At 73.3% G+C, this 26,003-nt stretch carries 21 protein-coding genes and 1 pseudogene; 17 read left to right on the forward strand and 5 right to left on the reverse strand.

Going from position 1 to position 26,003, the window contains the following annotated elements; all coding sequences use genetic code 11:
* Window positions 1-39: 39 nt before the first annotated feature.
* Window positions 40-1,089, forward strand: a complete 1,050-nt coding sequence (locus OG823_RS27735; RefSeq protein ID WP_371482764.1) for an LLM class F420-dependent oxidoreductase — start codon at window positions 40-42, stop codon at window positions 1,087-1,089.
* A gap of 84 nt (window positions 1,090-1,173) precedes the next feature.
* On the opposite strand, the gene OG823_RS27740 is transcribed toward OG823_RS27735, so the two are convergent.
* Window positions 1,174-2,163, reverse strand: coding sequence for a magnesium and cobalt transport protein CorA (locus tag OG823_RS27740; RefSeq protein WP_371482765.1), 990 nt, complete (start codon window positions 2,161-2,163; stop codon window positions 1,174-1,176).
* A 168-nt stretch (window positions 2,164-2,331) separates the two neighbouring features.
* On the opposite strand from OG823_RS27740, the gene OG823_RS27745 reads away from it, so the two are divergent.
* The 6 genes from OG823_RS27745 (at window position 2,332) to mshC (ending at window position 8,328) form a co-directional block, all read left to right on the forward strand.
* Window positions 2,332-3,030 (forward strand): histidine phosphatase family protein, encoded by a 699-nt coding sequence (locus tag OG823_RS27745; protein ID WP_371482767.1) that lies wholly within the window; start codon window positions 2,332-2,334, stop codon window positions 3,028-3,030.
* A gap of 130 nt (window positions 3,031-3,160) precedes the next feature.
* On the forward strand, window positions 3,161-3,733 hold the full coding sequence (locus tag OG823_RS27750) for a DUF3090 family protein (RefSeq protein WP_371482768.1): 573 nt from the start codon (window positions 3,161-3,163) through the stop codon (window positions 3,731-3,733).
* The gene (locus tag OG823_RS27755; protein ID WP_371482770.1) at window positions 3,703-4,623 is read left to right on the forward strand and encodes an SCO1664 family protein; all 921 of its coding nucleotides are present in this window, start codon (window positions 3,703-3,705) and stop codon (window positions 4,621-4,623) included. The genes OG823_RS27750 and OG823_RS27755 overlap by 31 nt, the downstream gene beginning before the upstream one ends.
* A 261-nt stretch (window positions 4,624-4,884) precedes the next feature.
* Complete coding sequence (locus tag OG823_RS27760) at window positions 4,885-5,760, forward strand: helix-turn-helix domain-containing protein (RefSeq protein ID WP_371484673.1); 876 nt, start codon at window positions 4,885-4,887, stop codon at window positions 5,758-5,760.
* A gap of 112 nt (window positions 5,761-5,872) precedes the next feature.
* Window positions 5,873-6,820, forward strand: coding sequence for a carbohydrate-binding protein (locus tag OG823_RS27765; RefSeq protein WP_371482771.1), 948 nt, complete (start codon window positions 5,873-5,875; stop codon window positions 6,818-6,820).
* A 278-nt stretch (window positions 6,821-7,098) separates the two neighbouring features.
* The gene (gene mshC, locus OG823_RS27770; RefSeq protein WP_371482772.1) at window positions 7,099-8,328 is read left to right on the forward strand and encodes a cysteine--1-D-myo-inosityl 2-amino-2-deoxy-alpha-D-glucopyranoside ligase; all 1,230 of its coding nucleotides are present in this window, start codon (window positions 7,099-7,101) and stop codon (window positions 8,326-8,328) included.
* Window positions 8,329-8,438: 110 nt separating this feature from the next.
* Here mshC and OG823_RS27775 read toward each other — a convergent pair whose 3' ends face one another.
* Complete coding sequence (locus OG823_RS27775; protein ID WP_371482773.1) at window positions 8,439-9,404, reverse strand: PAC2 family protein; 966 nt, start codon at window positions 9,402-9,404, stop codon at window positions 8,439-8,441.
* A gap of 310 nt (window positions 9,405-9,714) precedes the next feature.
* Here OG823_RS27775 and OG823_RS27780 point away from each other — a divergent pair, with 310 nt between their 5' ends.
* The 4 genes from OG823_RS27780 to OG823_RS27795 all read left to right on the forward strand — a co-directional run bounded on the left by OG823_RS27780 (window position 9,715) and on the right by OG823_RS27795 (window position 12,584).
* Window positions 9,715-10,728 (forward strand): LacI family DNA-binding transcriptional regulator, encoded by a 1,014-nt coding sequence (locus OG823_RS27780; protein WP_371482774.1) that lies wholly within the window; start codon window positions 9,715-9,717, stop codon window positions 10,726-10,728.
* A 305-nt stretch (window positions 10,729-11,033) separates the two neighbouring features.
* Window positions 11,034-11,543, forward strand: coding sequence for an SRPBCC family protein (locus OG823_RS27785; RefSeq protein WP_371482775.1), 510 nt, complete (start codon window positions 11,034-11,036; stop codon window positions 11,541-11,543).
* 103 nt (window positions 11,544-11,646) lie between these two features.
* Window positions 11,647-12,009, forward strand: coding sequence for a DUF1304 domain-containing protein (locus OG823_RS27790; protein ID WP_371482777.1), 363 nt, complete (start codon window positions 11,647-11,649; stop codon window positions 12,007-12,009).
* Window positions 12,006-12,584, forward strand: a complete 579-nt coding sequence (locus OG823_RS27795; protein ID WP_371482779.1) for a TetR/AcrR family transcriptional regulator — start codon at window positions 12,006-12,008, stop codon at window positions 12,582-12,584. Before OG823_RS27790 ends, OG823_RS27795 begins: the two co-directional genes overlap by 4 nt.
* Window positions 12,585-12,594: 10 nt before the next feature.
* Here the strand turns inward: OG823_RS27795 and OG823_RS27800 are convergent, their stop codons facing one another.
* The gene (locus OG823_RS27800; RefSeq protein ID WP_371482781.1) at window positions 12,595-13,662 is read right to left on the reverse strand and encodes a hypothetical protein; all 1,068 of its coding nucleotides are present in this window, start codon (window positions 13,660-13,662) and stop codon (window positions 12,595-12,597) included.
* Window positions 13,663-13,805: 143 nt separating this feature from the next.
* Between OG823_RS27800 and metH the strand changes: the two genes are divergently transcribed.
* The 3 genes from metH (at window position 13,806) to OG823_RS27815 (ending at window position 20,321) form a co-directional block, all read left to right on the forward strand.
* On the forward strand, window positions 13,806-17,312 hold the full coding sequence (gene metH / locus OG823_RS27805) for a methionine synthase (protein ID WP_371482783.1): 3,507 nt from the start codon (window positions 13,806-13,808) through the stop codon (window positions 17,310-17,312).
* Between the two features lie 146 nt (window positions 17,313-17,458).
* A complete protein-coding gene (locus OG823_RS27810; protein WP_371482785.1) occupies window positions 17,459-18,163 on the forward strand; it encodes an HAD family hydrolase in 705 nt (234 codons plus the stop codon).
* A gap of 544 nt (window positions 18,164-18,707) precedes the next feature.
* Window positions 18,708-20,321: an ABC transporter substrate-binding protein gene (locus OG823_RS27815; RefSeq protein WP_371482787.1), complete on the forward strand. Its 1,614-nt coding sequence runs from the start codon at window positions 18,708-18,710 to the stop codon at window positions 20,319-20,321.
* Between the two features lie 116 nt (window positions 20,322-20,437).
* Here OG823_RS27815 and OG823_RS27820 read toward each other — a convergent pair whose 3' ends face one another.
* Together OG823_RS27820 and OG823_RS27825 are read right to left on the reverse strand one after the other, a co-directional pair.
* Window positions 20,438-21,109, reverse strand: a complete 672-nt coding sequence (locus OG823_RS27820; RefSeq protein WP_371482789.1) for a response regulator — start codon at window positions 21,107-21,109, stop codon at window positions 20,438-20,440.
* A 288-nt stretch (window positions 21,110-21,397) separates the two neighbouring features.
* Window positions 21,398-22,267 (reverse strand): annotated as a pseudogene (locus tag OG823_RS27825) (RecB family exonuclease); the annotation flags it as partial.
* Between the two features lie 250 nt (window positions 22,268-22,517).
* Between OG823_RS27825 and OG823_RS27830 the strand changes: the two are divergent.
* The 3 genes from OG823_RS27830 (at window position 22,518) to OG823_RS27840 (ending at window position 25,919) form a co-directional block, all read left to right on the forward strand.
* Window positions 22,518-23,762, forward strand: a complete 1,245-nt coding sequence (locus OG823_RS27830; RefSeq protein ID WP_371482790.1) for a site-2 protease family protein — start codon at window positions 22,518-22,520, stop codon at window positions 23,760-23,762.
* Window positions 23,763-24,061: 299 nt separating this feature from the next.
* Window positions 24,062-25,030, forward strand: coding sequence for a tRNA (adenine-N1)-methyltransferase (locus OG823_RS27835; RefSeq protein WP_371482792.1), 969 nt, complete (start codon window positions 24,062-24,064; stop codon window positions 25,028-25,030).
* A 292-nt stretch (window positions 25,031-25,322) separates the two neighbouring features.
* Window positions 25,323-25,919: a hypothetical protein gene (locus OG823_RS27840; RefSeq protein WP_371482794.1), complete on the forward strand. Its 597-nt coding sequence runs from the start codon at window positions 25,323-25,325 to the stop codon at window positions 25,917-25,919.
* The last annotated feature ends 84 nt before the right edge of the window (window positions 25,920-26,003 follow it).

The following is a 26,003-nucleotide window of genomic DNA, read 5'->3' on the forward strand; positions in this document are numbered from 1 at the left end:
GCCACGCGAGCGGCTCCCTACGGAAGGCTTGGCACCCCCATGCGACTCGGCATCAACCTCGGCTACTGGGGACTCGGCATGGACGCCGACAACATCGCGGTCGCCCAGGAGGCCGACCGGTTGGGCTACTCGGTCTGCTGGGCCGCCGAGGCCTACGGCTCGGACGCCGCGACCGTGCTCAGCTACGTCGCCGCGAAGACCGAGCGGATCGACGTCGGTTCGGCGATCTTCCAGATCCCCGCCCGGACCCCCGCGATGACGGCGATGACCGCCGCCACCCTGGACACCCTCTCCGGCGGGCGCTTCCGGCTCGGCCTCGGCGTCTCCGGCCCGCAGGTCTCCGAGGGCTGGTACGGCGTCAAGTTCGACAAGCCGCTGGCCCGCACCCGCGAGTACGTCGAGATCATCCGCAAGGCGATGTCGCGCGAGCGCCTCGTCCACGAGGGCGCCAACTGGACGCTGCCGCTGCCCGGCGGCCCGGGCAAGCCGCTGAAGCTCACCGTGCACCCGGTCCGCGAGCACATCCCGCTGTACATCGCCGCGATCGGCCCGAAGAACCTGGAGCAGACCGGCGAGATCGCCGACGGCTGGCTCGGCATCTTCTTCGCGCCCGAGCACGCCGCGCTCTCGCTGGAGCCGCTGACGGCCGGGCGCGCCAAGGTGGGGCAGACCCTGGACGGCTTCGACCTCTGCCCCACCGTGACCATCTCGGTCGGCGAGGACATCAAGGCCGCCGCGGACGCCCAGCGCTCCTACGCCGCGCTCTACATCGGCGGCATGGGCAGCAAGGACAAGAACTTCTACAACCAGCTGACCCGTCGGATGGGCTACGAGCAGGCCGCCGACGAGATCCAGGAGAAGTACCTCGCCAAGGACTACGCCGGCGCCGCCGCGGCCGTTCCGCACGAGCTGATCGACGCCACCTCGCTGCTCGGCGACACCGCCCGGATCGCCGACCGGATGCAGGCCTACGCCGACGCCGGCGTCACCACCCTCACCCTCGCCCCGGCCGGGTTCACCCTCGACGAGCGGGTCCGGGCGCTGCGTACCGGCGTCGAGGCACTGGAGCGGGCCGGGCTCGCGCAGTAGCCCCCGGCCGGGCGCAGGCCCGGCGACGGCAGGAGCCCCGGAGCCCGAGGGCCCCGGGGCCCCTGCCGTCCGGGGCTCCGGGGCCTACAACCAGCCGCTGCGCTTGAACACCCGGTGCAGGAACAGGCAGGTGCCGGCCATCAGCAGCAGCACGGCCGGGTAGCCCCAGGGCTGGCGCAGCTCCCACATGTGCTCGAAGTTCATCCCGTAGACACCGGCGATCATCGTCGGGACGGCGGCCAGCGCCGCCCAGGCGGAGATCTTCCGCATGTCGTTGTTCTGTTGCACGCTGACCTGCGCCAGATTGGCGCTGAGGATGTCGGAGAGCAGCCGGTCCATGCCCTCCACCTGGTCGTTCGCCCGGGAGAGGTGGTCGGAGACGTCCCGCAGGTAGGGCACCGCCTCCGGAGCGACGAACGGTTCGCCGCCCCGGACCAGGCGCAGCATCGGCTCCATCAGCGGCCCGGTCGCCCGGCGTACCGTCACCAGCTGCCGCTTGAACCCGTAGATCCGCTCGGCCGTTCCGCCGGGCACCCGCCCGGGCGCGAAGACGGCGGCCTCCAGTTCGTCCAGGTCGCCCTGGAGCGCGGTGACGACGTCCACGTAGCCGTCCACGATCGCGTCGCAGACCGAGTGCAGGACGGCGCCCGGCCCGTGCCGCAGGATCTCGGGCTGCTTCTCCAGCTGGGCCCGCAGCGCCGCCAGCGGGCTGTCCGCGCCGTGCCGCACGGTCATCACGAAGCAGTCGCCGAGGAAGATCATCACCTCGCCGGTGCTGACCGCCCGGCCTCCCTCGTGGTGCCCGATGGTCTTGAGCGCCATGAACAGCGAGTCCTGGTAGGACTCCAGCTTCGGCCGCTGGTGGGCGCTCACCGCGTCCTCGACGGCGAGCGGGTGGAGGGCGAACTCCTCGCTGACCAGGTCCAGCTCCGCCGCACTCGGCTCGTACAGCCCTATCCAGACGAAACGGTCACCGGCCGCGCGGGCGGCGGCGAGGGCGTCGGAGTAGTCCTCGGGCCCCTCGATCCGGTGGCCGTCGCGGTAGATGGCGCAATCGACGATCATGCGGGACATTCTCCCGCCTGCCCGGCCGGACGGGTGTCGAATCCGCTGACAGCGCACCCCCGCCGCTCCCGCCCGCCGCTTCCGCCGCCGCTCCCGCCACGATCCCGTCGCCCCGGCCGGGCGCCGGGCGCTGCTCCGTCCGTGCGACCGCGGCGGGGCAGGCCGTAGGCTGGGCCCATGCCCACCCTGCTGCTCGTGCGCCACGGCCGCTCCACCGCGAACACGGCCGGAATCCTGGCCGGTTGGACCCCCGGCGTGGACCTCGACGACACCGGACGGATCCAGGCCGCCGCGCTCGCCGGGCGACTCGCCGGCATCCCGATCGCGCAGGCCGTCTCCAGCCCGCTGGAGCGCTGCCGCCAGACCCTGCTGCCGCTGCTCGCCGGCCGGCCCGAACTGGTCGGCCCGGCCCTGGACGAGCGGCTCGGCGAGTGCCACTACGGGGAGTGGACCGGTCGTCCGCTCTCCGAGCTGGCCACCGAACCGCTCTGGCGGACCGTCCAGGACCACGCCGCGGCGGCCGCCTTCCCCGGCGGGGAGTCGCTGCGTGAACTCAGCCACCGCACGGTCACCGCCGTGCGCGAGTGGAACGAGAAGATCGCCGTCGAGCACGGCGAGGACGCCGTCTGGGTGGCCTGCTCGCACGGCGACGTGATCAAGGCGGTGGTCGCCGACGCGCTCGGCCTGCACCTGGACCACTTCCAGCGGATCAGCGTCGAGCCCTGCTCGGTCACCGCGATCCGCTACACCCCGCAGCGCCCGTTCGTGCTGCGGATGGGGGACACTGGCGACCTCTCCTCGCTGGTCCCCAGGGCGGGCGGCCACGCCACCCCGGCCGGCGACGCCGTGGTGGGCGGCGACACCGGGGCGAGGTGAGGGCTCCCGCCCCGGGCCCGGCGCCCAGGCCGTAGGGTGACACTCGGGCCCCGTCCCGCCCCGGCGGTGCGGCCCGCCCGACCCGCAGCACCCGAATGATGACCACGCCAGAACGATCCGGAGCGAGAGCGTGCCCCGTCAGGTCTTCTTCTACGACCAGCCCGAACGGTTCGTGGCCGGCACCGTCGGCCAGCCCGGTGCCCGGGCGTTCTATCTGCAGGCCAGTGCACGTGGCCGGATCACCAGCGTCCTGCTGGAGAAGACCCAGGTCGCGGCGCTCGCCGAGCGCATCGAGGAGGTCCTCGACGAGGCGCTGCGGCGCGGTGGCGGCGATGCCGAGATCCCGGCCGCGGCCCCGGCCGGGATGATCGACACCGCACCCCTCGACCTCCCGCTGGAGCAGGAGTTCCGGGTCGGCACCATGGCCCTGGCCTGGGACAGCACGGAGTCCTGCCTGGTGGTCGAGGCGCAGGCGGTGATCGAGGGCGAGGACGGCGAGGAGGAGGACGCCGAGGAGGTCTTCGAGGACGAGGAGAACGGCCCGGACATGCTCCGGGTCCGGCTGAGCGGGGCGATGGCCCGGGTGTTCGCCAAGCGGGCGCTCGACCTGGTCGCGGCCGGCCGTCGGCCCTGCCCGTTCTGCAACCTCCCGCTCGACCCGGAGGGCCACCTGTGCCCGCGCGCGAACGGGTACCGGCGCTGAACGCCGACGCTCCCTCCTCGCCCGCCGCCCCGCCGCCCCGCGACGAGGCTCCGCCGGACGTCCCCGAGGCCGACCCGGTGGCCGGCGCCGCGCTGGCCGCCGACACCGGCACCGCGCTGCGACTGCTGCGCGAGGGCGCGCTCACCCTCCACGGCCGGCTCACCACCGCCTCGAACGCCGCCCTGTACTGCTCGGTGAGCCTGGACGGCCTGACCGCCCAGTGCGTCTACAAGCCCGTGGCCGGCGAGCGCCCGCTCTGGGACTTCCCGGACGGCACCCTCGCCGGACGCGAGGTGGCCGCCTACGAGGTGTCCGCCGCCACCGGCTGGGCGCTCGTGCCTCCCACCGTGCTGCGCGAGGGCCCGCACGGCCCCGGGATGGTCCAGCTCTGGGTCGAACCCGATCCGGACGCGGCCCCCGTACTGGCCCTCCAGGACCCGGCCGGCCCCGAGAGCGGCTGGCTGCCGGTGATCGAGGCCGAGGTCGGCGGCGGCCGCACCGCCCTGCTGGTGCACACCGACGACGTACGGCTGCGCCGGATGGCCGTGCTGGACGCGGTGCTCAACAACGCCGACCGCAAGGGCGGGCACCTCATCCCCGCGGCGGACGGCCGGATCTACGGCATCGACCACGGCGTCACCTTCGCCGTGCCCGGCAAGCTCCGCACGCTGCTCTGGGGCTGGGCCGGTGAGCCGCTGCCGGCCGAGGCCCGGGCCGTCCTGGCCGGCCTGGCGCAGGCGCTCGACGGCGAACTCGGCGAGCGCCTGGCCCCGCACCTCACCGCGCAGGAGCTGCGGGCCACCGCCGGCCGGATCGCCGCGCTGCGCCGTACCGGCCTGCACCCGCTGCCCTCCGACGAGTGGCCGAGCATCCCCTGGCCGCCGGTCTGAACCGGCCGGCCCGGGCTCCGGGGCACCCTGGACGCTCCGCCGGCCGGGCCGCAGACTGCACCGGTGGACCAGGACGACGCCCCACGTACCCATGCTGCACAGGCCCGGCCGGCGCACCCGGCACCCGCCGACGTCGGCCCGGTGCCCCCTGATCCGGTACCGCCCGATCCGGTGACCGCCGGCTTGGTACCGCCCGATCCGGTGCGCGTCGGCGCGGTATCGCCCGGAGCGGTACGCGAGGCGCCCGTGCACGCCGTGCCCGTGCACGACCTGGAGGTGCCGGTCCCCGCCGTCCTGCCGTTCGCGATCGGCTCGTTCGACACCATCGGCCCGCTCTCGCGGGCGGCCTTCCCGCACCGGCACTCGTTCTACGAGATCGTCCACGTCACCGCCGGCGAGGGCGCGCACGTGCTGGACCTCGCGCACCGGCCGCTGCGGCCGCCGCACCTGTGCGTCATCGCCCCGGGGCAGGTGCACTACTGGGACGCGGCGGTGGGGCTGAGCGGCTGGGTGGTCCTGTTCAACGAGGACTTCCTGCTCGACCACCCGCAGGACGTCGAGGCGCTGCGCCTGCTGAGCACCCACCCGTGGCAGGGGTCCGGGCCGCAGGACGGCGACCTGGCCGCGCTGTTCGTCGAGATGGACCGCGAGTACCGCGGCGGGCAGCCCGGCTTCGCGGGTGTGCTCCGCTCCTATCTGCACATTCTGGTGGTCCGCGCGTCCCGGATGCTGAGTCCGGAGGATCCGCAACCGGTCGGCCGGGCAGCGGAGTTGGCAGCCCGGTTCACCCGGCTGATCGACGAGGGCGCCCGGCCGGAGCGCTCGGTCGCCTCGTACGCGCAGGAGTTGGGGGTCTCCGCCGGTCACCTGCACAGCCTGGTCAAGGAGGCCACCGGTCGTACCCCGGGGCGGCTGATCCGCGGCCGGCTGGCGCTGGAGGCCAAACGACTGCTGTCGAGCACCGAACTGACGGTTCGACAGGTGGCACGGGAGACCGGCTTCGCCGATCCGGCGTACTTCTGCCGGTTCTTCCGCCGGGAGACGGGCGTGTCGCCGGGGGAGTTCCGCAGCGGCGCCGCAGGAAAGCACCACGATCCCCGGATCGCGTCCATCGCGGAGCCCGGTCCACCGTCCTAGGTTGGATCGCAGCCCACCGAGTGGCGCGGGCCGTGCAAGGGCGTCGTCGCCCCCTCCTTGATGTCATGCGCATGTCGAATGCTGCTCGGTCACCCCGAAGGAGTCGTCCCCCATGGACCCCCGAGACCCCGCTCGCCCGCTGGACCCCGCCCACCCCCGAGGCCCCGAGCACCCCCGAAAGTCGGCCGCCCCACGCGACCCGGGGCGGCCGATCAGCCGTAAGACCGTTCTCAGGGCCGCGATGCTGGCCGGGGCCACCCCCCTGCTGCTGAGCGGCGGCGTGGCGCTGGCCCGTGACACCGGCGGTCGGGGCCGATCCCTCGCACTCACCCCCACCTGCGACGACGGCGACCACGTCACCGCCGAGCAGATCGAGGGGCCCTACTTCAAACCCGACTCACCGCTGCGCACCTCGCTGGTGACACCCGGAACCCCGGGAGTCGCGCTGACGGTGAGCGGCCACGTCTTCGGCCGGGCCTGTCTGCCGGTGGCCGGGGCCCTGCTCGACTTCTGGCAGGCCGATGTGAACGGCGCCTACGACAACACCGGCTTCGCCTTCCGCGGTCACCAGTTCACCGACGCCCAGGGGGCGTTCAGTCTCACCACGATCGTCCCCGGCCTCTACCCGGGCCGGACCAGGCACCTCCACGTCAAGGTCCAGGCCCCGAACCGGCCGGTGCTGACCACGCAGCTGTACTTCCCCGGCGAGCCGCGCAACAGCACCGACACCATCTACGATCCCGCCCTGCTGATGACCGTGCGGCAGGTCGGCCCCGGCAGGGAGGGCAGTTTCGACTTCGTCCTGGACGTGCCGCAGACGCCCGCCCCCTCCGCCAGTGCGACGGCTCCCCCGACCGGCAGTCCGTCCCCCGGCAGTCCCTCGCCCCGCCCGTCGCAGAGCCCGACGGCCCTGCCGGGCGCTGCCTGGACGGCGGGGACCGGCTACCGGGTCGGGGACGCGGTGACCTACGCCGGGTCGGCCTACCGCTGCCTGCAGGCGCACACCGCCATCACCGGCTGGGAGCCGCCGAACGTCCCGGCGCTCTGGCAGCGCGGCTGACGCACCCGCCGACCGTCCGCGCCCGGTCCCGCGGACCCGTCCATGCCCGGTCCCGCGGTCACGTCCGCGGACCCGTCCGTGCCGCGCGGGTGGCCCGCCGGACGACCCGCGCGGCGGCCCGGACGATCGGACGCACCCCCCGAACGGCCCGCCCGGCAGGCCCCCACAGCCCGCCGGGCGGGTCCCGGCACGGCCCGGAGCGGGCCGGGAAGGCGGAATCCGGCCGATCTCGCGCACTGGTTAGGCTTTCAAATGATCGCGAGGTTAGAGTCGTTCCCATGCATGCCTGGCCCGCCTCCGAGGTTCCCGCCCTGCCTGGTCAGGGGCTCCCCCTGCGTATCCACGACACCGCCGCGGGCTGTATCAGGGAGGTCGTGCCCCAGGGCCGTACCGCCCGGATCTACGTCTGCGGCATCACCCCGTACGACGCGACCCACCTGGGCCACGCCGCCACCTACAACACCTTCGACCTGGTGCAGCGCGTCTGGAAGGACGCCGGTCACGACGTCCTGTACGTGCAGAACGTCACCGACGTGGACGACCCGCTGCTGGAGCGGGCCGTCGCCACCGGGCAGGACTGGACGGCCCTCGCCGAGCGCGAGACGGCGCTCTTCCGCGAGGACATGACCGCCCTGCGGATGCTCCCGCCGGCCCACTACGTCGGCGCCGTCGAGTCGATCCCGTGGATCGTGCCGCTGGTGCAGAAGCTGCTGGCGAGCGGCGCGGCGTACGACGTGGACGGCGACATCTACTTCTCGGTCGAGTCCGACCCGCGGTTCGGCGAGGTCTCCGGGCTGACCCCGGACGCCATGCTGCCGGTCTTCGCCGAGCGCGGCGGCGACCCGGACCGTCCCGGCAAGAAGCACCCGCTGGACGCCCTGCTCTGGCTGGCGGCCCGCCCGGGCGAGCCCGCCTGGGACACCGAGCTCGGCCACGGCCGGCCCGGTTGGCACATCGAGTGCGTCGCGATCGCCCTCAAGTACCTGGGCATGTCCTTCGACATCCAGGGCGGCGGCAGCGACCTCTCCTTCCCGCACCACGAGATGGGCGCCGCCCACGCGCAGGTCGCCACCGGCGAGCACCCCTACGCCCAGGCGTACGTGCACGCGGGCATGGTCGGGCTGGACGGCCACAAGATGTCGAAGTCCCGGGGCAACCTGGTCTTCGTCTCCGCGCTGCGCCGTGAGGGCGTGGACCCGGCGGCGATCCGGCTGGCGCTGCTGGCCCACCACTACCGCTCGGACTGGGAGTGGACGAAGGGCACGCTGGACGACGCCGTGGAGCGCCTGGCCCGTTGGCGCGCCGCCGTCTCGCGCCCCGACGGCCCCTCGGCGGACGCGCTGCTCGCCGAGGTCCGCGCGGCCCTGGCCGACGACCTGGACGCACCGGCCGCGCTCGCCGCGGTGGACCGCTGGGCCGCAGGCCAGGCCGAGAGCGGTGGCCAGGAGATCGGCGCGCCGGGCCTGGTCTCGCGCACGGTGGACGCGCTGCTCGGCGTCGCGCTCTAGCCGCGGCCCCACGGGCACGGATCGCCCACGGGCCACGGATCGACAGGAACACCGAAGGGGCGCCGGGATCTCTCCCGGCGCCCCTTCGCGCTGCCCGCACCTACCGGTGATCAGTCCTCGGTACCCGGTTCGGGCCCGTCCTCGCCGGTCTTGGTGTCCTTCGGGCCGGGCTCGGCCTCGCCCGGCCGCTCCGCGGTGGCGTGCCCGGCGACCGGCTTCTCCCCGGTCGGGCCGAGGTTCTCCCGGCGGCGCAGGTAGCGCTCGAACTCACGGGCGATGGCGTCGCCGGACGCCTCCGGGAGCTCGGCGGTGTCCTGGGCCTCCTCCAGCTGCTGGACGTACTCGGCCACCTCGCTGTCCTCGGCGGCGAGCTGGTCCACCCCGAGCTGCCAGGCGCGGGAGTCCTCGCCGAGCTCGCCCGGCGGGATCCGCAGGTCCAGCAGGTCCTCCAGCTTGTTCAACAGGGCCAGCGTGGCCTTCGGGTTCGGCGGCTGGGCGACGTAGTGCGGGACGGCGGCCCAGAGCGTCACGGCCGGCACACCCGCGTGGGTGCACGCCTCCTGGAGCACGCCGACGATCCCGGTCGGGCCCTCGTAGCGGCTCTCCTCCAGATCCAGGGTGCGGGCCAGGTCGGGATCGGAGGTGACGCCGCTGACCGGCACCGGGCGGCTGTGCGGGGTGTCGCCGAGCAACGCGCCCAGGATCACCACCAGCTCCACGCCGAGTTCGTGCGCGAAGCCGAGCAGCTCGTTGCAGTACGAGCGCCAGCGCATGCTCGGCTCGATGCCGCGGACGAGCACGAGATCCCGGGTCTTCGGCTCGGTCACCCGCACCACGGACAGCCGGGTGGTCGGCCAGGTGATCCGGCGGATGCCGCCGTCCAGCCAGACCGTGGGCCGGTTGACCTGGAAGTCGTAGTAGTCCTCCGCGTCGAGGGCGGCGAACACCTTGCCGGTCCAGGTCTCGTCCAGGTGCGCGACGGCCGCCGACGCGGCGTCGCCGGCGTCGTTCCAGCCCTCGAAGGCGCACACCATCACCGGGTCGATCAACTCGGGAACATCTTCCAGCTCGATCACCCAGCGTCTCCCTCCGGTCGGCCGACGGCCGCGCCCGGCCCCGCGGGCCTGCAAGGGCGCCGACGGCCGGCTGCCGACTGTTGAACCTCTCCGCTCATGGAGCAGTCCGCCCCATGGTTCCCTACCTGCCCAGCCTACGGGCTTTGATGCGCGCGATGGTGCCGCACGACGGCCCCCGCCCGGACAGTTTGCGGCAGTCGGGGCCGCTTGATCCACCGGGTTCCGGCCATGGTCGGACCGACGCACCGGATGCGAACAAGTTTGCAATGATCTGCAAATTAATTGCACTAACTGTCGTATACTCGCAAACATGACACGACGACTTGCTCAGGTGGCCAAGAAGGTCGGGGTGAGTGAAGCCACGGTGAGCCGGGTGCTGAACGAGAAGCCCGGCGTCTCCGAGGCGACCCGGGCCGCGGTGCTGACGGCACTGGACGTACTCGGCTACGAGCGCCCCACCCAGCTGCGCGGGGAGCGGGCGCGACTGGTCGGCCTGGTGCTGCCCGAGCTGCAGAACCCGATCTTCCCGGCCTTCGCCGAGGTGGTCGGCGGCGCGCTGGCCGGGCAGGGCTTCACCCCGGTGCTCTGCACCCAGACCGCCGGCGGCGTCTCCGAGGCCGACTACGTCGGACTGCTGCTGGAGCAGCACGTCGCCGGCGTGGTGTTCTTCGGCGGTCTCTACGCCCAGCAGGACGCCCCGCACGAGCACTACGACCGCCTCGCCGAACGCGGTCTGCCCACCGTCCTGCTCAACGCGGCCATCGACGACCTCGACTTCCCCCGGGTGTCCTGCGACGACGCGGTGGCGGTCGAACAGGCCGTCGGCCACCTCCACCAGCTCGGCCACCGCCGCATCGGCATGGTGCTCGGCCCCGCCGACCACATGCCCTCGCGCCGCAAACTCGACGCCGCCCGCACCGCCGCCGCCAAGGCCGGCCTCGACCTGCCCGACACCTGCGTCGAACGCGCCCTGTTCAGCCTCGAGGGCGGCCAGGCCGCCACCACCCGGCTGCTGCGCCAGGGCGTCACCGGGATCATTTGCGCGAGCGACCCGCTGGCCCTGGGCGCGGTGCGCGCCGTGCGCCGGGCCGGACTCTCGGTGCCCGCGGACGTCTCGGTGATCGGCTACGACGACTCGGCGTTCATGACCTGCACCGACCCGCCGCTGACCACCGTGCGCCAGCCCATCGAGGCGATGGGCCGAGCCGCCGTCGAGCTCCTCGCGGGCGAGATCGCGGGGGTGAAGGTGACCCATGACGAGCTGCTCTTCGAGCCGGAGCTGGTGGTGCGCGGCTCCACCGCCCCCGCCCGTGCGCGGGACTGACCCGGGGCGACGGCGGTGAACGGGGGGCGGGCGCTTCGGCGGCCGCCCCCCGTTCACCGCCCGTCGGCACCCGCCGGAGCGCGTCGGCGCCGGCTCGTCCGCCTCGTGGTTCCAGTCCGTCCCGTCCCGGTCCCGTCCGCACCAGTCCGTCCCGTCCCCGTCCGCACCGGTTCGCCCCTGGTTCCGGTACGCGTCGTGCGGCGGGATGCCGGCTCCGTGCGCCGCACCGCGCCCGGCGGCCGGCCCGGCCGCCGGGCGCGATGATGGAGGCAGGGGGCCGTGACGGCGGACGAGGAGCCGAGACGATGCCCGGATGGCCACTGATCGCCGCGGGTGCGGTGGCCGCGACCGGCGCGACGGTGTTCGCGCTCGGCCGCTGCCTGCCGCTGGAACACCGGGTGCGCAGATCGCTGGAGCTGCGCCGCCCGCCCGAAGCCGTCTGGGACGTGCTCACCGACATCGAGCGCTTCCCGCACTGGCGCCCCGGTGTGACCCGGGTCGAGCGGCTCCCGGACGAGGCGGGACGGCTCTGCTGGCGCGAGTACGGCCGCCACGGCGACGCCGCCTACGAGCTCGTCGACGCCACGCCGCCGCTGCGGCTGGTCACCGCGATCGCCGACCCGCGCCTTCCGTTCGGCGGCACCTGGACGTACGAGCTCACGCCCTGGCCGGGCGGCTGCACGCTCACCGTGGTGGAGCGGGGCGAGATCCGCAGTCCGCTGTACCGCTTCGTCTCCCGCTACCTGACCGGGCACGCGGCGACGCTGGAGCGTCACCTCGCGGCGCTGGCGGCCCAGCTGGGCGGTCGCGCCTGACCGGACGGGCGGCGGGGCTGGATTTTCTGGACACCTGTCCATAAACTATGGACAGGTGTCCATCGTGGCCGCCGTGAACCGTTCCGGAAGGCGGTGAGTGGTCGTGCGGACCACCGCGAACATCCTGGTCGCCCTGGTGGGCGCCCTGCACGTGTACATCCTGGTGCTGGAGATGTTCCTCTGGCAGCGCCGGCCCGGCCGGGAACTCTCCGGCTTCGACGCCGAGACGGCCCGGGTCACCGCGCCGCTCGCCGCCAACCAGGGCCTCTACAACGGCTTCCTGGCGGCGGGCCTGTTCTGGGGCCTGACCGCGGCCGATCCGACCGGCCACCGCGTGCAGATCTTCTTCCTCGGCTGCGTGGTCGTCGCCGGCCTCTACGGCGCGGCCACCGCCAACCGGCGCATCCTCTTCGCCCAAGCCCTGCCCGGTGCCCTCGCGCTGGCCGCCGTGCTGGTGGCCGGATGAGCCCGGAGCGCGGCGCTGGCGGGGCGGGCGACCCGCGCGCCGAGCGCAGCCGGGACAAGCTGCGGCAGGCCCTGCTCGCCGAGTGCGCCGAGCGCCCGCTCGCCGAGGTCAGCGTCGCGGCCCTGGTACGCCGGGCCGGGGTCGGCCGAGCCACCTTCTATCTCCACTACGAGGACCTCCAGGCGCTCGCCGTGGACGCCTGCGCCGAGATCGTCCGCCGCGCCGTCGAGGCACTGCACGCCTGGCGCGGCATCCCCGACCCGGCCGCCGCGCCGCCCGCCCTCACCACGTTCTTCGCAGAGACCGCCGAGCACGCGGCGCTGCACCGCGGCCTGCTGCGCCCCGGCGGCGGCGGGCCGCTCGGCGACCTGCTGCACCGGGAGCTGCGCGAGCGCAGCCGGACCGAACGCGAGCTGGCCGGGGCCGCGCACGCCGAGCTGGTCGCCTCGGCGGTCGCGGCGGCCTTCACCGGCGTGCTGGCCGACTGGTTGCACGGGAGCGTCGAGGGCGGCCCCGAGCAGGTGGCGGCGGACGTCTGGCGGCTGCTGATCGCGCTGCACCGGGCCGTGCCCTGAGCGCCGAACGTCAGGCGACCCAGCCGCGCCGGTAGGCCGACCAGTGCTCGGGCGTCGCGGTGAAGTCGACGTACAGGGCCAGCCCGAAGGCCTGCCGCTGAGGTGCCTCGCGCCCGAGCGCCAGCCGGGCCCCGCGGACGGCCGCCTCGACCGTCTCGGCGGAGCCGTAGTGGCCGGAGCGGTTCTCCCAGTAGGCGGGCAGCCCCATCAACAGGTCCACCTGCGGCGGGGTGACCTCCAGAGCGAGCGTGGTCTGCTGCGCGACGTACCCGCCGTACAGCGACTCCAGCGGGAGCCCGGTGTCGTAGGACATCACCGCGATCTGCTCGACCCGGCGGGCGGTCTGCGCGAAGTACGCCTGTGACCACCACTTGCCGTGGCCGCTGAGCGCGAGGCCGGCGGCGTGCAGGCCGGGCAGCGGGTCGATCTGCGGGGCGGCCACCGAGAGCGGCACGCCGCGCGCCGCCGTCACGGTGTGGACCTGGTCGAGCAGGGCGAGCCAGCCGGCCGAGCCCGAGTGCACCGGCTCCATGTCGAAGTGCACCCCGTCGAAGCCGAGGTCCAGGACCTGCGCCGCGGAGGCGGTGATCCGGTCCCGGACGGGGAGCTGCTCCAGGTGCAGCCCCTCCTTCTCGGGGGCCATCACGTCGCCCAGCCAGGACTGCACCCGGATGCCGGGCAGGGCGCGGTGGACCGCCCCGAGGAACCAGCGGGCGTTCGGGTACAGCGCGGAGTCCAGGCTCCCGTCGTGCTCCAGGGGGCCGGTGTGCACGTAGAGGTCGCGGATTCCGGTGCCGGCGAGCCGGGCGGCCAGTGCTTCCACGTCCGCGTCACTCTTCCGGCCGTCCACCCAGGCGTGGCCGAGCCAGACCGCGTCCCGCCCCCGGGTCCGGGTCTGCGGGGCCGGGTCGCCCGCGTACTCCAGGCGCAGCGCGAGCGCCGCCGTACCCACCGGAACCGCCAGCACACCCAGCGCCACCAGGGCCGTCACCAGCAGGCGGCGCCCGCGCGACCAGCCGCGCGGGCGGGCCGCGACGGCTCTCGCGAGGCGCCGGGCACGCGCTGTGAACGACTTCATCCGAACCCCCCGGTGATGATCGAACGCTCAGGATACGAAACGTGCCGTCGGCCCGGGCGTCCGGGCGGATACCCTGGCCAGGTGCCTCCCCGATTCAGCGGGGAGCGCAAAGCCGACAGCCGTCGCACCCAGGGAGAAGCCCCATGGCCACCGCCGCCACCCCGTCCACCGCCGTCCAGCAGGAGCGCGCCGACGCCCTGCGTGAAGCGCTCGTCACCCGCGTCGTCGTCGCGGACGGCGCGATGGGCACGATGCTCCAGGCACAGGACCCGACACTGGAGGACTTCCAGGACCTGGAGGGGTGCAACGAGGTCCTCAACGTCACCCGCCCCGACATCGTGCGCTCGGTGCACGAGGCGTACTTCGCCGTCGGTGTCGACTGCGTGGAGACCAACACCTTCGGCGCCAACCTGTCGGCGCTGGGCGAGTACGACATCCCCGAGCGGATCTTCGAGCTGTCCGAGGCCGGTGCCCGGATCGCCCGTGAGGTGGCCGACTCCTACGACGACGGCCGGACCCGCTGGGTGCTCGGCTCGATCGGCCCGGGCACCAAGCTCCCGACGCTGGGCCACATCCCCTACGCCACCGTGCGCGACGGCTTCCGGCTGAACGCGGCCGGTCTGATCGCGGGCGGCGCGGACGCGCTGCTGGTGGAGACCAGCCAGGACCTGCTGCAGACCAAGGCCGCCATCCTGGGCTCCAAGCTGGCGCTGGCCGACGCCGGCGTGGACCTGCCGCTGATCGTGCAGGTGACGGTGGAGACCACCGGCACGATGCTGCTGGGCTCCGAGATCGGCGCCGCGCTCACCGCGCTGGAGCCGCTGGGCGTCGACTACATCGGCCTGAACTGCGCCACCGGCCCCGCCGAGATGAGCGAGCACCTGCGCTACCTGGCGAAGAACGCCCGGATCGGCCTCTCCTGCATGCCGAACGCCGGTCTGCCGGTGCTCGGCAAGGACGGCGCGCACTACCCGCTGAGCCCGGCCGAGCTGGCCGACGCGCACGACACCTTCACCCGCGAGTACGGCCTCTCGCTGGTCGGCGGCTGCTGCGGCACCACGCCCGAGCACCTGCGGCAGGTGGTCGAGCGGGTTCGCGGGCGGGCGATCACCCCGCGCGACCCGCAGCCGGAGCCGTCCGCCGCGTCGCTGTACCAGTCGGTGCCGTTCCGCCAGGACACCTCCTACCTGGCGATCGGCGAGCGGACCAACGCCAACGGATCCAAGAAGTTCCGCGACTCGATGCTGGCCGGCGACTGGCAGGCCTGCGTGGAGATCGCCCGCGAGCAGATCCGCGACGGCTCCCACCTGCTGGACCTCTGCGTGGACTACGTCGGCCGTGACGGTGTCGCCGACATGCGGGAGATCGCCGGCCGGCTGGCGACCGCCTCGACCCTGCCGATCGTGCTGGACTCCACCGAGACCCCGGTGCTCAGGGCCGGCCTGGAGATGCTCGGCGGCCGCGCACTGCTGAACTCGGTGAACTACGAGGACGGCGACGGCCCGGACACCCGCTTCGGCACGATCGCGGCGCTCGCCCGCGAGCACGGCGCCGGTCTGATCGCGCTGACCATCGACGAGGAGGGGCAGGCCCGCACCGCCGAGAAGAAGGTCGCGATCGCCGAGCGGCTGATCGAGCAGCTCGGCCGCGAGTACGGCGTCGCCGAGCACGACATCCTGGTGGACTGCCTGGCCTTCACGCTCGGCACCGGTCAGGAGGAGTCGCGCCGCGACGGCATCGAGACGATCGACGCGATCCGCGAGCTCAAGCGCCGCCACCCGGCCGTGCAGACCACGCTGGGCCTGTCGAACATCTCCTTCGGTCTCTCCCCGGCGGCCCGTCAGGTGATCAACTCGGTCTTCCTGAACGAGTGCGTCGAAGCCGGCCTGGACTCCGCGATCGTGCACGCCTCGAAGATCCTGCCGATGGCCCGGATCCCGGCCGAGCAGCGCGAGGTCGCCCTCGACCTGGTCTACGACCGCCGCCGGGAGGGCTACGACCCGCTGCAGAAGCTGCTCCAGCTGTTCGAGGGCGTCTCGGCGGCCTCCAGCGCCGCGTCCAAGGCGCAGGAGCTGGCGGCGCTGCCGCTGGAGGAGCGCCTGCAGCGGCGGATCATCGACGGTGAGCGCAAGGGCCTGGAGGCGGACCTCGACGAGGCGCTGACCGAGCGCCCGGCGCTGGAGATCGTCAACAGCACGCTGCTGGCCGGTATGAAGGTGGTCGGCGAGCTGTTCGGCTCGGGCCAGATGCAGCTGCCGTTCGTGCTCCAGTCGGCGGAGGTCATGAAGACCGCCGTCGCCCACCTGGAGCCGCACATGGAGAAGTCCGACGACGAGGGCAAGGGCACCATCGTGCTGGCCACCGTCAAGGGCGACGTCCACGACATCGGCAAGAACCTGGTCGACATCATCCTGTCGAACAACGGCTACACGGTCGTCAACCTGGGCATCAAGCAGCCGGTCTCGGCGATCCTGGACGCCGCTCAGGAGAACAGGGCCGACGTGATCGGCATGTCCGGTCTGCTGGTCAAGTCCACCGTGATCATGAAGGAGAACCTCCAGGAGCTCAACCAGCGGGGGCTCTCGGCGGACTTCCCGGTCATCCTCGGCGGCGCCGCGCTGACCCGGGCCTACGTCGAGCAGGACCTGCACGAGATCTACGAGGGCGAGGTCCGCTACGCCCGGGACGCGTTCGAGGGCCTGCGCCTGATGGACGCGCTGATCGCGGTCAAGCGCGGGGTGCCCGGGGCGACCCTGCCGGAGCTCAAGCAGCGCCGGCACGCCCGGGTCGAGGTCGTGGAGGAGCCGGAGGAGAACCTCGGCCAGATCCGCTCGGACGTCTCGGTCGACAACCGGGTGCCCACCCCGCCGTTCTGGGGCGACCGGATCGTCAAGGGCATCCCGTTCGCGGACTACGCCTCCTGGCTGGACGAGGACGCGCTGTTCAAGGGCCAGTGGGGCCTGAAGGCGGCGCGCACCGGTGAGGGCCCCTCCTACGAGGAGCTGGTGGAGACCGAGGGCCGGCCGCGGCTGCGGATGTGGCTGGACCGGCTGCAGACCGAGGGCTGGCTGGAGGCCGCCGTGGTCTACGGCTACTACCCGGCCGCCTCCAAGGGCGACGACCTGCTGGTCTACAACGAGGACGGCTCCGAGCACACCCGGTTCACCTTCCCGCGCCAGCGGCGTGGGCGGCGGCTGTGCCTGGCCGACTTCTTCCGCCCGGAGGAGTCCGGCGAGAAGGACGTGCTGGGCCTCCAGGTGGTCACCATGGGCAACCGGATCTCGGAGGCCGCGAACGAGCTGTTCAAGGCCGACGCGTACCGCGACTACCTGGAGCTGCACGGCCTGTCCGTCCAGCTGGCCGAGGCGCTCGCCGAGTTCTGGCACGCCCGGGTCCGCTACGAGCTGGGCTTCTCCGGTGAGGACCCGCAGGACGTGAAGGACATGTTCGCGCTGAAGTACCGCGGTGCGCGCTTCTCGCTGGGCTACGGGGCCTGCCCGGAGCTGGAGGACCGCGCCAAGATCGCCGAGCTGCTGAAGCCCGAGCGGATCGGCGTGGTGCTCTCCGAGGAGTTCCAGCTCCACCCGGAGCAGTCCACCGACGCGATCGTCATCCACCACCCCGAGGCCAAGTACTTCAACGCGCGGTAACCCGGCGGTCGCGCAGCGTTCGCCGCATTCCGGCGAACCCGGCGTATCCTGGATCATCCTGAACGGGCCGGTCCGCTCACCAGCGGGCCGGCCCGTGCCATCCCCGGAGGCAGATCCGGGGGTGCGCGAACGGAAGGAAACCCGCCATGACGACCATCTCCACCGCCGCCCGCGCTCTCGACCGGAGCAACGGGCACGGCCTGCAAGCGGTGCTGCTGGACATGGACGGGACGCTGGTCGACACCGAGGACTTCTGGTGGCAGGCCGAGGTCTCGCTCTTCGCCGAGCTGGGCCACGCGCTCGACGAGCGCGACCGCGCGCACGTGGTCGGCGGCCCGATGAGCCGGGTGATCGACTACCTGCTCTCCAGCACCGGGGTGGACATCGCCCCCGTGGACCTCGCCGCACTGATCAACCAGCGGTTCGTGGACCTGCTGGGCGCCGGCGTGCCGCTGATGCCGGGCGCCGAGCGGCTGCTCAACACGCTGGCCGCGCACGGGATCCCGGCCGCCCTGGTGTCGGCCTCGCACCGGCACATCATCGACATCGTGCTCGCCACCCTGGGAGCGCACAACTTCGCCTTCTCGGTCGCCGGGGACGAGGTGCCGCGGACCAAGCCGCACCCCGACCCGTACCTGGAGGCGGTGCGCCGACTGGGTGCGGAACCGGCGCGCTGCGTGGTCGTCGAGGACGCCCCGACCGGGGTCCTCTCCGGCGAGGCGGCGGGCTGCCCGGTGATCGCGGTGCCCTCGGTCGCGGTGATCGAGCCGGCACCGGGGCGGCTGGTGCTGCCCTCGCTGGAGCTCGTCGACCTGGACGTGCTGCGCTCGCTGGTGGCCTCGCGGGTCTGACCTCCGGCGCCGGGGTGTGCGGCGCCCCGGCCCGGTCGGCCGCCGTCACGGCCGTGACCGAGGGCCGGGACGGTGTGCGGCGCCACGACTGTCGATCGTGTGCGAATTGTGACGACGACGATGTGATTGTCGTCTCATCGTCAAAGTGCCCGACTGGCGGGTAGGTTCCGTCCGGTCAGCGGACAGTCCTGTTGCACCCGGGAGAAATCGGGCATTGGCTGACAAGTCGTCTACCTGCCTGCTCCGGGGGCCTCTCAGGGCGGCGGAAGAGAGTCACGGCACGGGTGGGAGCGATCGGCGGCCGATGTGGCACGCTACCTTCGATCGATTCCCATCGACAGCCCCCCGGCCCGGCGAACCACGCCCGGCCGGCGGATCGCTGCCGCCCCACCGCCCCCATGCCGTGCCACCGCCGAAGACGGGCAACCCCGTCGGGTCCGCGGGCGCGCGGCACCAGGCCCCACCGGCGCACTCCCCATCGGGAGAGGCAGCGCGGAGGCCACCGGCACACACCGCCGGCCGCACGGAGAAGGACGCTACCCGCATGACTTCAGTTCACCGACTGGCAGTGCTCACCTGCGCCGGGCTCGTCGCCTCCACGGTCGCGGGCTGCGGCTCGGTCACCAAGGCGGTCACCGGTTCGGACCCGGGCGGTGCGATCGTGATGGGAACCACCAGCGTGACCAGCGTGCTGGACCCGGCCGGCGCCTACGACAACGGCTCCTGGCTGCTCCTGAAGAACGTCTTCCAGTCGCTGCTGAAGTTCCCCGCCGGCAGCTCGACGCCGAGCCCGGACGCCGCGCAGTCCTGCGAGTTCACCGGCAGCGATGCCACCACCTACCACTGCACCCTGCGCAGCGGCCTGAAGTTCTCCAACGGGCACCCGCTGACCGCTCAGGACGTGGTCTTCTCCGTCGAGCGGATGGCGAAGATCAAGGACGACAACGGCCCCGCCTCCCTGCTCGACTCGATCGCGTCGGTCGAGGCGAAGGGCGACACCGAGGTGACCTTCCACCTGAGCCGTCCCGACGCGGTGCTCCCCGCCAAGCTGGCCAGTGCGGCCGGCTCGATCGTCGACCACCAGGTGTTCCCCGCCGACAAGCTGCTCGCCAACGACAAGCTGGTCGGCTCGGGACCCTACAAGATCGACTCGATCGAGGCGATGACCTCCGACGGTGGCAGCAAGGTGCCCGGCCGGGTGACGGTGGTCGCCAACGACCACTACTCCGGCGACGAGATCCTCAAGAACAAGAAGTTCACGCTGCGGTACTTCAACAAGGGCGCCGAGCTGAAGACCGCGCTGGACAAGGGCGAGGTCGACCTCGCCGACAACAGCCTCGACCCGGGCGCGGCGGCCCAGTACCTGGCAGACGTCCAGGCCGGCAACACCGCGGTCCAGGTCGCCGAGGGCGACAGCTCCGAGACCCGCTACCTGGCCTTCAACACCAAGGACGCGGTCACCGGCAACCCGGCCGTGCGTCAGGCGGTGGCCCAGCTGCTGGACCGCAAGGTGCTCGCCCGCGACGTCTACGCGCGAACCGTCCAGCCGCTGTACTCGGTGGTGCCGGCCGGCGTGCTCGGCCACAACACCGCGTTCTTCGACAAGTACGGCGACCCGGATCTCGCCAAGGCCAAGCAGATCCTGACGGCCGCCAAGATCGCTCTGCCGGTGAAGATGAGCCTCACCTGGTCGCGGGCCCGGGCCGAGGGCGCCGAGAGCGCCGAGATCAAGCGGCAGCTGGAGGCCGGCGGCCTCTTCCAGGTGACGGTCAACCAGGAAGCCGACTGGGACAAGTTCAAGAAGGGCTGGACGGCCGGCAGCTACCAGGCCTACACGATCGGCTGGACCGCCGACTACCCCGACCCGGACAACTTCGTGGCCCCGCTGGTCGTCGACGGCGGCGCCTACCACACCGGCTGGAACGACCCCCGGATCAGTGACCGGCTCGTGCCGGAGAGCCTGCGACAGGCCGACCGGGCCGCCGCCTCCTCCACCTTCGCGCAGATGCAGAACATCACCGCCGAGGGCGTGCCGCTGATCCCGATCTTCCAGACCAAGTCGCTCTACGCCTCCCGCTCCGACATCACGGGTGTGGAGTCGACCGTCGACACCACCGGCGTGTTCCGGTTCTGGGAGATCGGCCGCAGCGGCAAGTAGGACCCGCCGCCGGCCCCGGGTGCGACCGGGGCCGGCGGCCTCGGACACGGTGGCCCGTCCGCTCCTCCTGGTGCACAGGAGCGGACGGGCCACCGTCACGTCCGGCCCGCCGACCGCTACAGCGCCCCCGGGCGCACCAGACCGCTCTCGTACGCGTAGACCGCGGCCTGCACCCGGTCGCGCAGCTGAAGCTTGGTCAGCACATGGCCGACGTGCGTCTTCACCGTCGTCTCGCTGACGAACAGCTCGGCCGCGATCTCGGCGTTCGACAGGCCCTTGGCGACCAGCCGGAGCACCTCCAGCTCACGCTCCGTCAGCGCGGTGAGGGCCTGCGGCGGCGCCTCGTCCCCGGACGGGAGCTTGGTGGCGTACATGTCCAGCAGGCGGCGGGTGATGCTCGGGGCGAGCATGGCGGCGCCGTCCGCGACGACCCGGATCGCCTGCACCAGCTCCTCGGCGGGGACGTCCTTGAGCAGGAAGCCGCTGGCGCCGGCCCGCAGCGCCTCGACCACGTACTCGTCCAGGTCGAAGGTGGTCAGCACCAGCACCTTGGCCGGCCCGTCGCGGCCGGGACCGGCGATCCGGCGGGTCGCCTCGACGCCGTCCATCCGGGGCATCCGGATGTCCATCAGCACCACGTCGGGCTGCAGCGCGCGGACCTGGTCCAGCGCCTGCTGCCCGTCGCCGGCCTCACCGACCACCACCAGGTCGGTCTCGGCCTCCAGGATCATCCGGAAGCCGGTGCGCAGCAGCGGCTGGTCGTCGACCAGCAGCACTCGGATCGTCACCTAGGACTCCTTGCTCAGGTGCTCGGGCGACCCCTGCGGGGCCGCGTCGGCGGCTGGTACGCCCGGCCGGGGGTCGATGTCGGGGCGGTCGTCAGGTCGGTCGTTCGGGCGGCCGTCGTTCAGGCCGCCGTCGTTCGGCAGGCCGGCCGTCGGTCGGTCGTCGTTCGACGGGCCGGCCGTCGGTCGGTCGTCGTTCGGCAGGCCGGCCGTCGGGCGGTCGGCCGTCGGTCGGTCGTCGTGCGCCCCGGGCGGGTCGGCCTCCGGCCGTGCGGCCGGGACCAGGGGCAGGGTGAGCAGCGGCAGCGGGTACGGCGGGGGAGTGCCGCCGAACTCCGGGCAGCTCGCCTTGTGGTCGCACCAGTCGCAGAGCCGGTTGCGGGTGGCCGGGAACTCGCCGGTGGCCACCGCGCGGCTGATCGTCTCCCAGAGCGCCAGCAGCTTGCGCTCCACGGCGAGCAGATCGGCCTCCTCCGGGTCGTAGGAGACCACGTCCCCGCCGCCGCCCAGGTAGACCAGCTGAAGCCGCTTGGGGACGACGCCCTTCCAGCGCCACACCACCAGGGCGTAGAACTTCATCTGGAACATGGCCTTGCCCTCGAAGTCCCGCGAGGGCGCCCGGCCGGTCTTGTAGTCGACCAGGCGGACCTCGCCGGTCGGTGCGACGTCCACCCGGTCGATGTAGCCGCGCAGCAGCGGGCCGGACTCCAGCTGCGTCTCCACGTACAGCTCGCGCTCGACCGGGTGCAGACGGGTCGGGTCCTCCAGCTTGAACCACTGGCCGATCAGCTTCTCGGCATCGGCCAGCCAGCGGGTCAGCGCGGCGCCGTCCGGCTCCGGTCCCTCGCCTCCGCCGAACAGTGAGGCCAGCTCGGGCCGCTCGCCCAGCAGGCGCTCCCACTGCGGGCGCAGCAGGCCGAGCGCGCGCTCGTGGGTGCGCTCGGCGGCCGGGCTGTCGAACAGTCGCTCCAGGACGGCGTGCACGAGCGTGCCGCGGGTGGCGGCCGGACTGGGCGGCTCCGGCAGCTTGTCGATCACCCGGAGCCGGTAGAGCAGCGGACAGGTCAGGAAGTCCCCCGCACGTGACGGGGACAGCCCGGTCGGGGGCGCGGCCGGGCGGGCCGGGGCCCCGACGGCAGAGCCGTGGTCGGTCTGGTGCATACCCCGACCCTATTGCCCGGCGCTGTCATCGCGCTGCCACGGCGCTGACACCCGCCGCGCTGAGGACGCCCCGGAACGGGTACAGGAGCTGTAGGAGGGGCGGACACCGGATCGCACCGGAGATCACGTAGCGTGGGCGCACGGCCCGACGCAGCCGGTTCGGCCCACGGGCGCCGCGACCGGGCCCCGTGGACCACGCCGCCGGGCACGTCGGGGCACCGAACCGGGACGACGAGCTGGAGGGACAACGGTGAGCGACACCAGGGGGCGGCAGACCTCCGACCAGCCACCGGCCGGCGGTACGCCTCCGCCCGGCGGACCGCCGGCTCCGGGCCGGCGCCCGGGCGAGGACCCGCAGCCGCGCGGCGGCATCCTGATGGGCCGCCCGTTCGGCGTCCCGGTCTACGTCACCCCGTCCTGGTTCGTCGTCGCCGCGCTGATCACCTGGATCTTCGGCGGCCAGCTCTCCCAGGTGCTGCCCGACCTCGGCGCCACCCGCTACCTGGTCGCGCTCTCCTTCGCGATCGCCTTCTACGCCTCCGTCCTGGTCCACGAGCTGGCCCACACGGTGGTCGCACTGCGCTACGGACTCGGGGTGCGCCGGATCCAGCTGCAGTTCCTCGGCGGCATCTCGGAGATCGAGAACGAGGCCCAGAGCCCGGCCCGGGAGTTCTGGCTGGCCTTCGTCGGGCCGCTGCTCTCCCTGCTGCTCGGCGGCGTCTTCCTGGCCGCCGGGCGGCTGGTCGAACTCGCCAGCGTCCCCGGGGTGCTGCTGACCGGCCTGATGGTCAGCAACTTCGTGGTGGCCGCCTTCAACCTGCTGCCGGGCCTTCCGCTGGACGGCGGCCGGATGCTGCGGGCCGTCGTCTGGGGCCTGACCGGCCGCCCGATGACCGGCACCGTCGCGGCGTCCTGGGCCGGCCGGGGCCTGGCGATCGCCGTCCTGATCGGCCTGCCGCTGTTCAGCGCCTCCCGGGACGGCGGCGCCGGCCGCAGTGGGACCGACACCCTGATCGACGCGGCGCTGGCCGCGATCCTCGCCGCGATCATCTGGAACGGCGCCGTCGGCAGCGTCCGCAACGCCCGGCTCAAGGAGGCGCTGCCGGGCCTGCGGGTGCGCGAGCTGGCCCGCCGGGCCGTACGGGTGACCGCCGACACCCCGCTGGGGGAGGCGCTGCGCCGGGCCCGGGAGGCCGAGGCGGGCGCGGTGCTGGTGGTGGACGGGCTGGGCGAGCCGATCGCCCTGGTGCGTGAGTCCGCGGTCCGGGCGGTGCCCGAGCACCGTCGGCCGTGGATCGCGGTGGGGGCGCTCTCCCGGGATCTGGAGCCGGGCCTGCGCCTGTCGGCCGACCTGGCCGGCGAGGACCTGCTCGGGGCGCTGCGGGCGGCCCCGGCCAGTGAGTACCTGGCCGTCGAGGCGGACGGCTCGGTGTACGGGGTGGTGGCGCTGACCGACGTCGAGCAGCGGCTCAGCCGGGCCGTCGCGGGCGCCTGAACCGACCGGTCGGTCCACTCCTGGATCTGGTCGGGTCGGGGTCGTCGGGAGTTTCTAGACCGACCGGTCGGTTCACTCCTGGGGCGGTCGGGCTGGGGTCGTCGGGAGTTTCTGGACCGACCGGTCGGTTCACTCCGGGATCTGGTCAGGCTGGGGTCGTCGGGGGCTTCTGGACCGACCGGTCGGTCCACGCCGGGGGCGGGTACGGGGTCGGGGGTGACCGGAGCCGCGGTCACGCCTGTGACCGGTGGTGACGCCCGTGGTCGGTGGGACGCGCGGCAGCCCTTAGAATTGTCCGCATGTCCGAACCGACCGGTGCCACCCGCCGACGCGGGCCCTTCCAGGTCGGGGACCAGGTCCAGCTGACCGACCCGAAGGGCCGCCACTACACGTTCACGCTCCAGGCCGGGAACCAGTTCCACACCCACAAGGGTGCGTTCCCGCACGACGAGCTGATCGGCTCCCCCGAGGGCACGGTCGTGCGCACCACGGGGAACGTCCCGTACCTCGCGCTGCGCCCCCTGCTCCCCGACTACGTCCTGTCCATGCCGCGAGGCGCCGCCGTGATCTACCCCAAGGACGCGGGGCAGATCCTGGCGATGGCCGACATCTTCGCCGGTGCCCGCGTGGTCGAGGCCGGCGTCGGCTCCGGTGCGCTCAGCACCTACCTGCTGCGCGCCGTCGGCGACACCGGCCTGCTGGCCTCCTACGAGCGCCGCCAGGACTTCGCCGACATCGCCAAGAGCAACGTCGAGCGCTACTTCGGCGGCTCGCACCCGGCCTGGAAGCTCACCGTGGGCGACCTCCAGGACAACCTGGTGGAGACCGACGTCGACCGCGTGATCCTCGACATGCTCGCCCCCTGGGAGTGCCTGGACGTCGCCTCCAGGGCGCTCGTTCCCGGCGGCCTGATCTGCTGCTACGTGGCCACCACCACGCAGATGTCGCGCACGGTCGAGGCGCTTCGCGAGCACGGCACCTTCACCGAACCGCAGGCCTGGGAGACCATGGTCCGCACCTGGCACCTGGAGGGCCTCGCGGTCCGCCCGGACCACCGGATGATCGGTCACACCGGCTTCCTGCTCACCTCCCGCCGCCTCGCCGACGGTGTCGAGCCGCCGCTGCGCCGTCGTCGCCCCGCCAAGGGCGCCTACGGCGAGGAGTACGACAACGGGTCTCCGGAGCAGAGCCTCCAGGAGCGCGCCGCCGCCCGGGCGGCCGCCCGCGACGTGGGCACCGAGCCGACCGGGGCACCGGAGCTCGGCTGACGGCGATGACACGACGGCGATGACACGACCGCGATGACGCGACCGCGATGACACGACCGCGATGACACGACCGCGATGACGCGACCGCGCGAGGGGCGGTACGACGGGCTTCGGCCCGTCGTACCGCCCCTCGCGTCCGTGCAGGTGGGGCGAGCCGTCACGTCGTGCGACCCCCTGCACGGGACACCGGGGGCGTGTGGGACGATGCTCGCTCACACAGACCCACCGTGCCGTTCGGCGGCACCGTACCGGTGGAGGGGAACGCCCGGTGGAAACTGCGGTCGGGACGGCGATGGCTGACGAGGACACCGGGGGAGGCGCCCGCCCGACGGGCCCCGCGCAGGCCCGGTCGGGGCTGCTGCACTGGGCGGTGGTGGCGGCGGGCTGCGCCGCCGTGGTGGCCGGGGCGCTGGCGGCCGACCCGGCCCAGGGCTCGACCGCACCCGTGCGGCCCACTCCCAGGGCGCTGCCGGCGGCGGAGGCTCCGGATCCGGCCAAGGCCGAACTCCCCCTCGACTGCGGACCGTTCCCGGTGAAGATATCCGTGCACTTCGGCGCGGATCTCGGGGACGGCAGGCCCGGGACGGTGGCGGCCGCGCACTGCGACGCCGAGAACGGCACCCCGCCCGACGCGGTCTACCTGCTCGGCCCCGGAGCCGGGCCCGGCGACCGCCCGGTGGTGCTCGCCACCCTGCTCTCGGAGCAGGAGAACCTGACGGTCGGCAGGCTGGCCCTGCGCAGCGACGGTGTGATCACCGGTCACGCCCAGGGCTACTCCTCCGACGACGTCCCGCGCTTCAGCCCGGACCTCTCACTGGACCTCACCTGGACCCGCCGGAACGGCACCTGGACCCGCACCGCGACCAGCGCCCCGGCCGCCCGCGCCTGACCCCTCCCACGGGAGCCGCAGGCCCGCCCACGAGCCCCGGTCACCGACCCGTTCCGGTCTCCCTGTCAGCGCCTCGTGCCGTCA

It is taken from the genome of Kitasatospora sp. NBC_00315 (assembly GCF_041435095.1).
Classification (GTDB): domain Bacteria; phylum Actinomycetota; class Actinomycetes; order Streptomycetales; family Streptomycetaceae; genus Kitasatospora.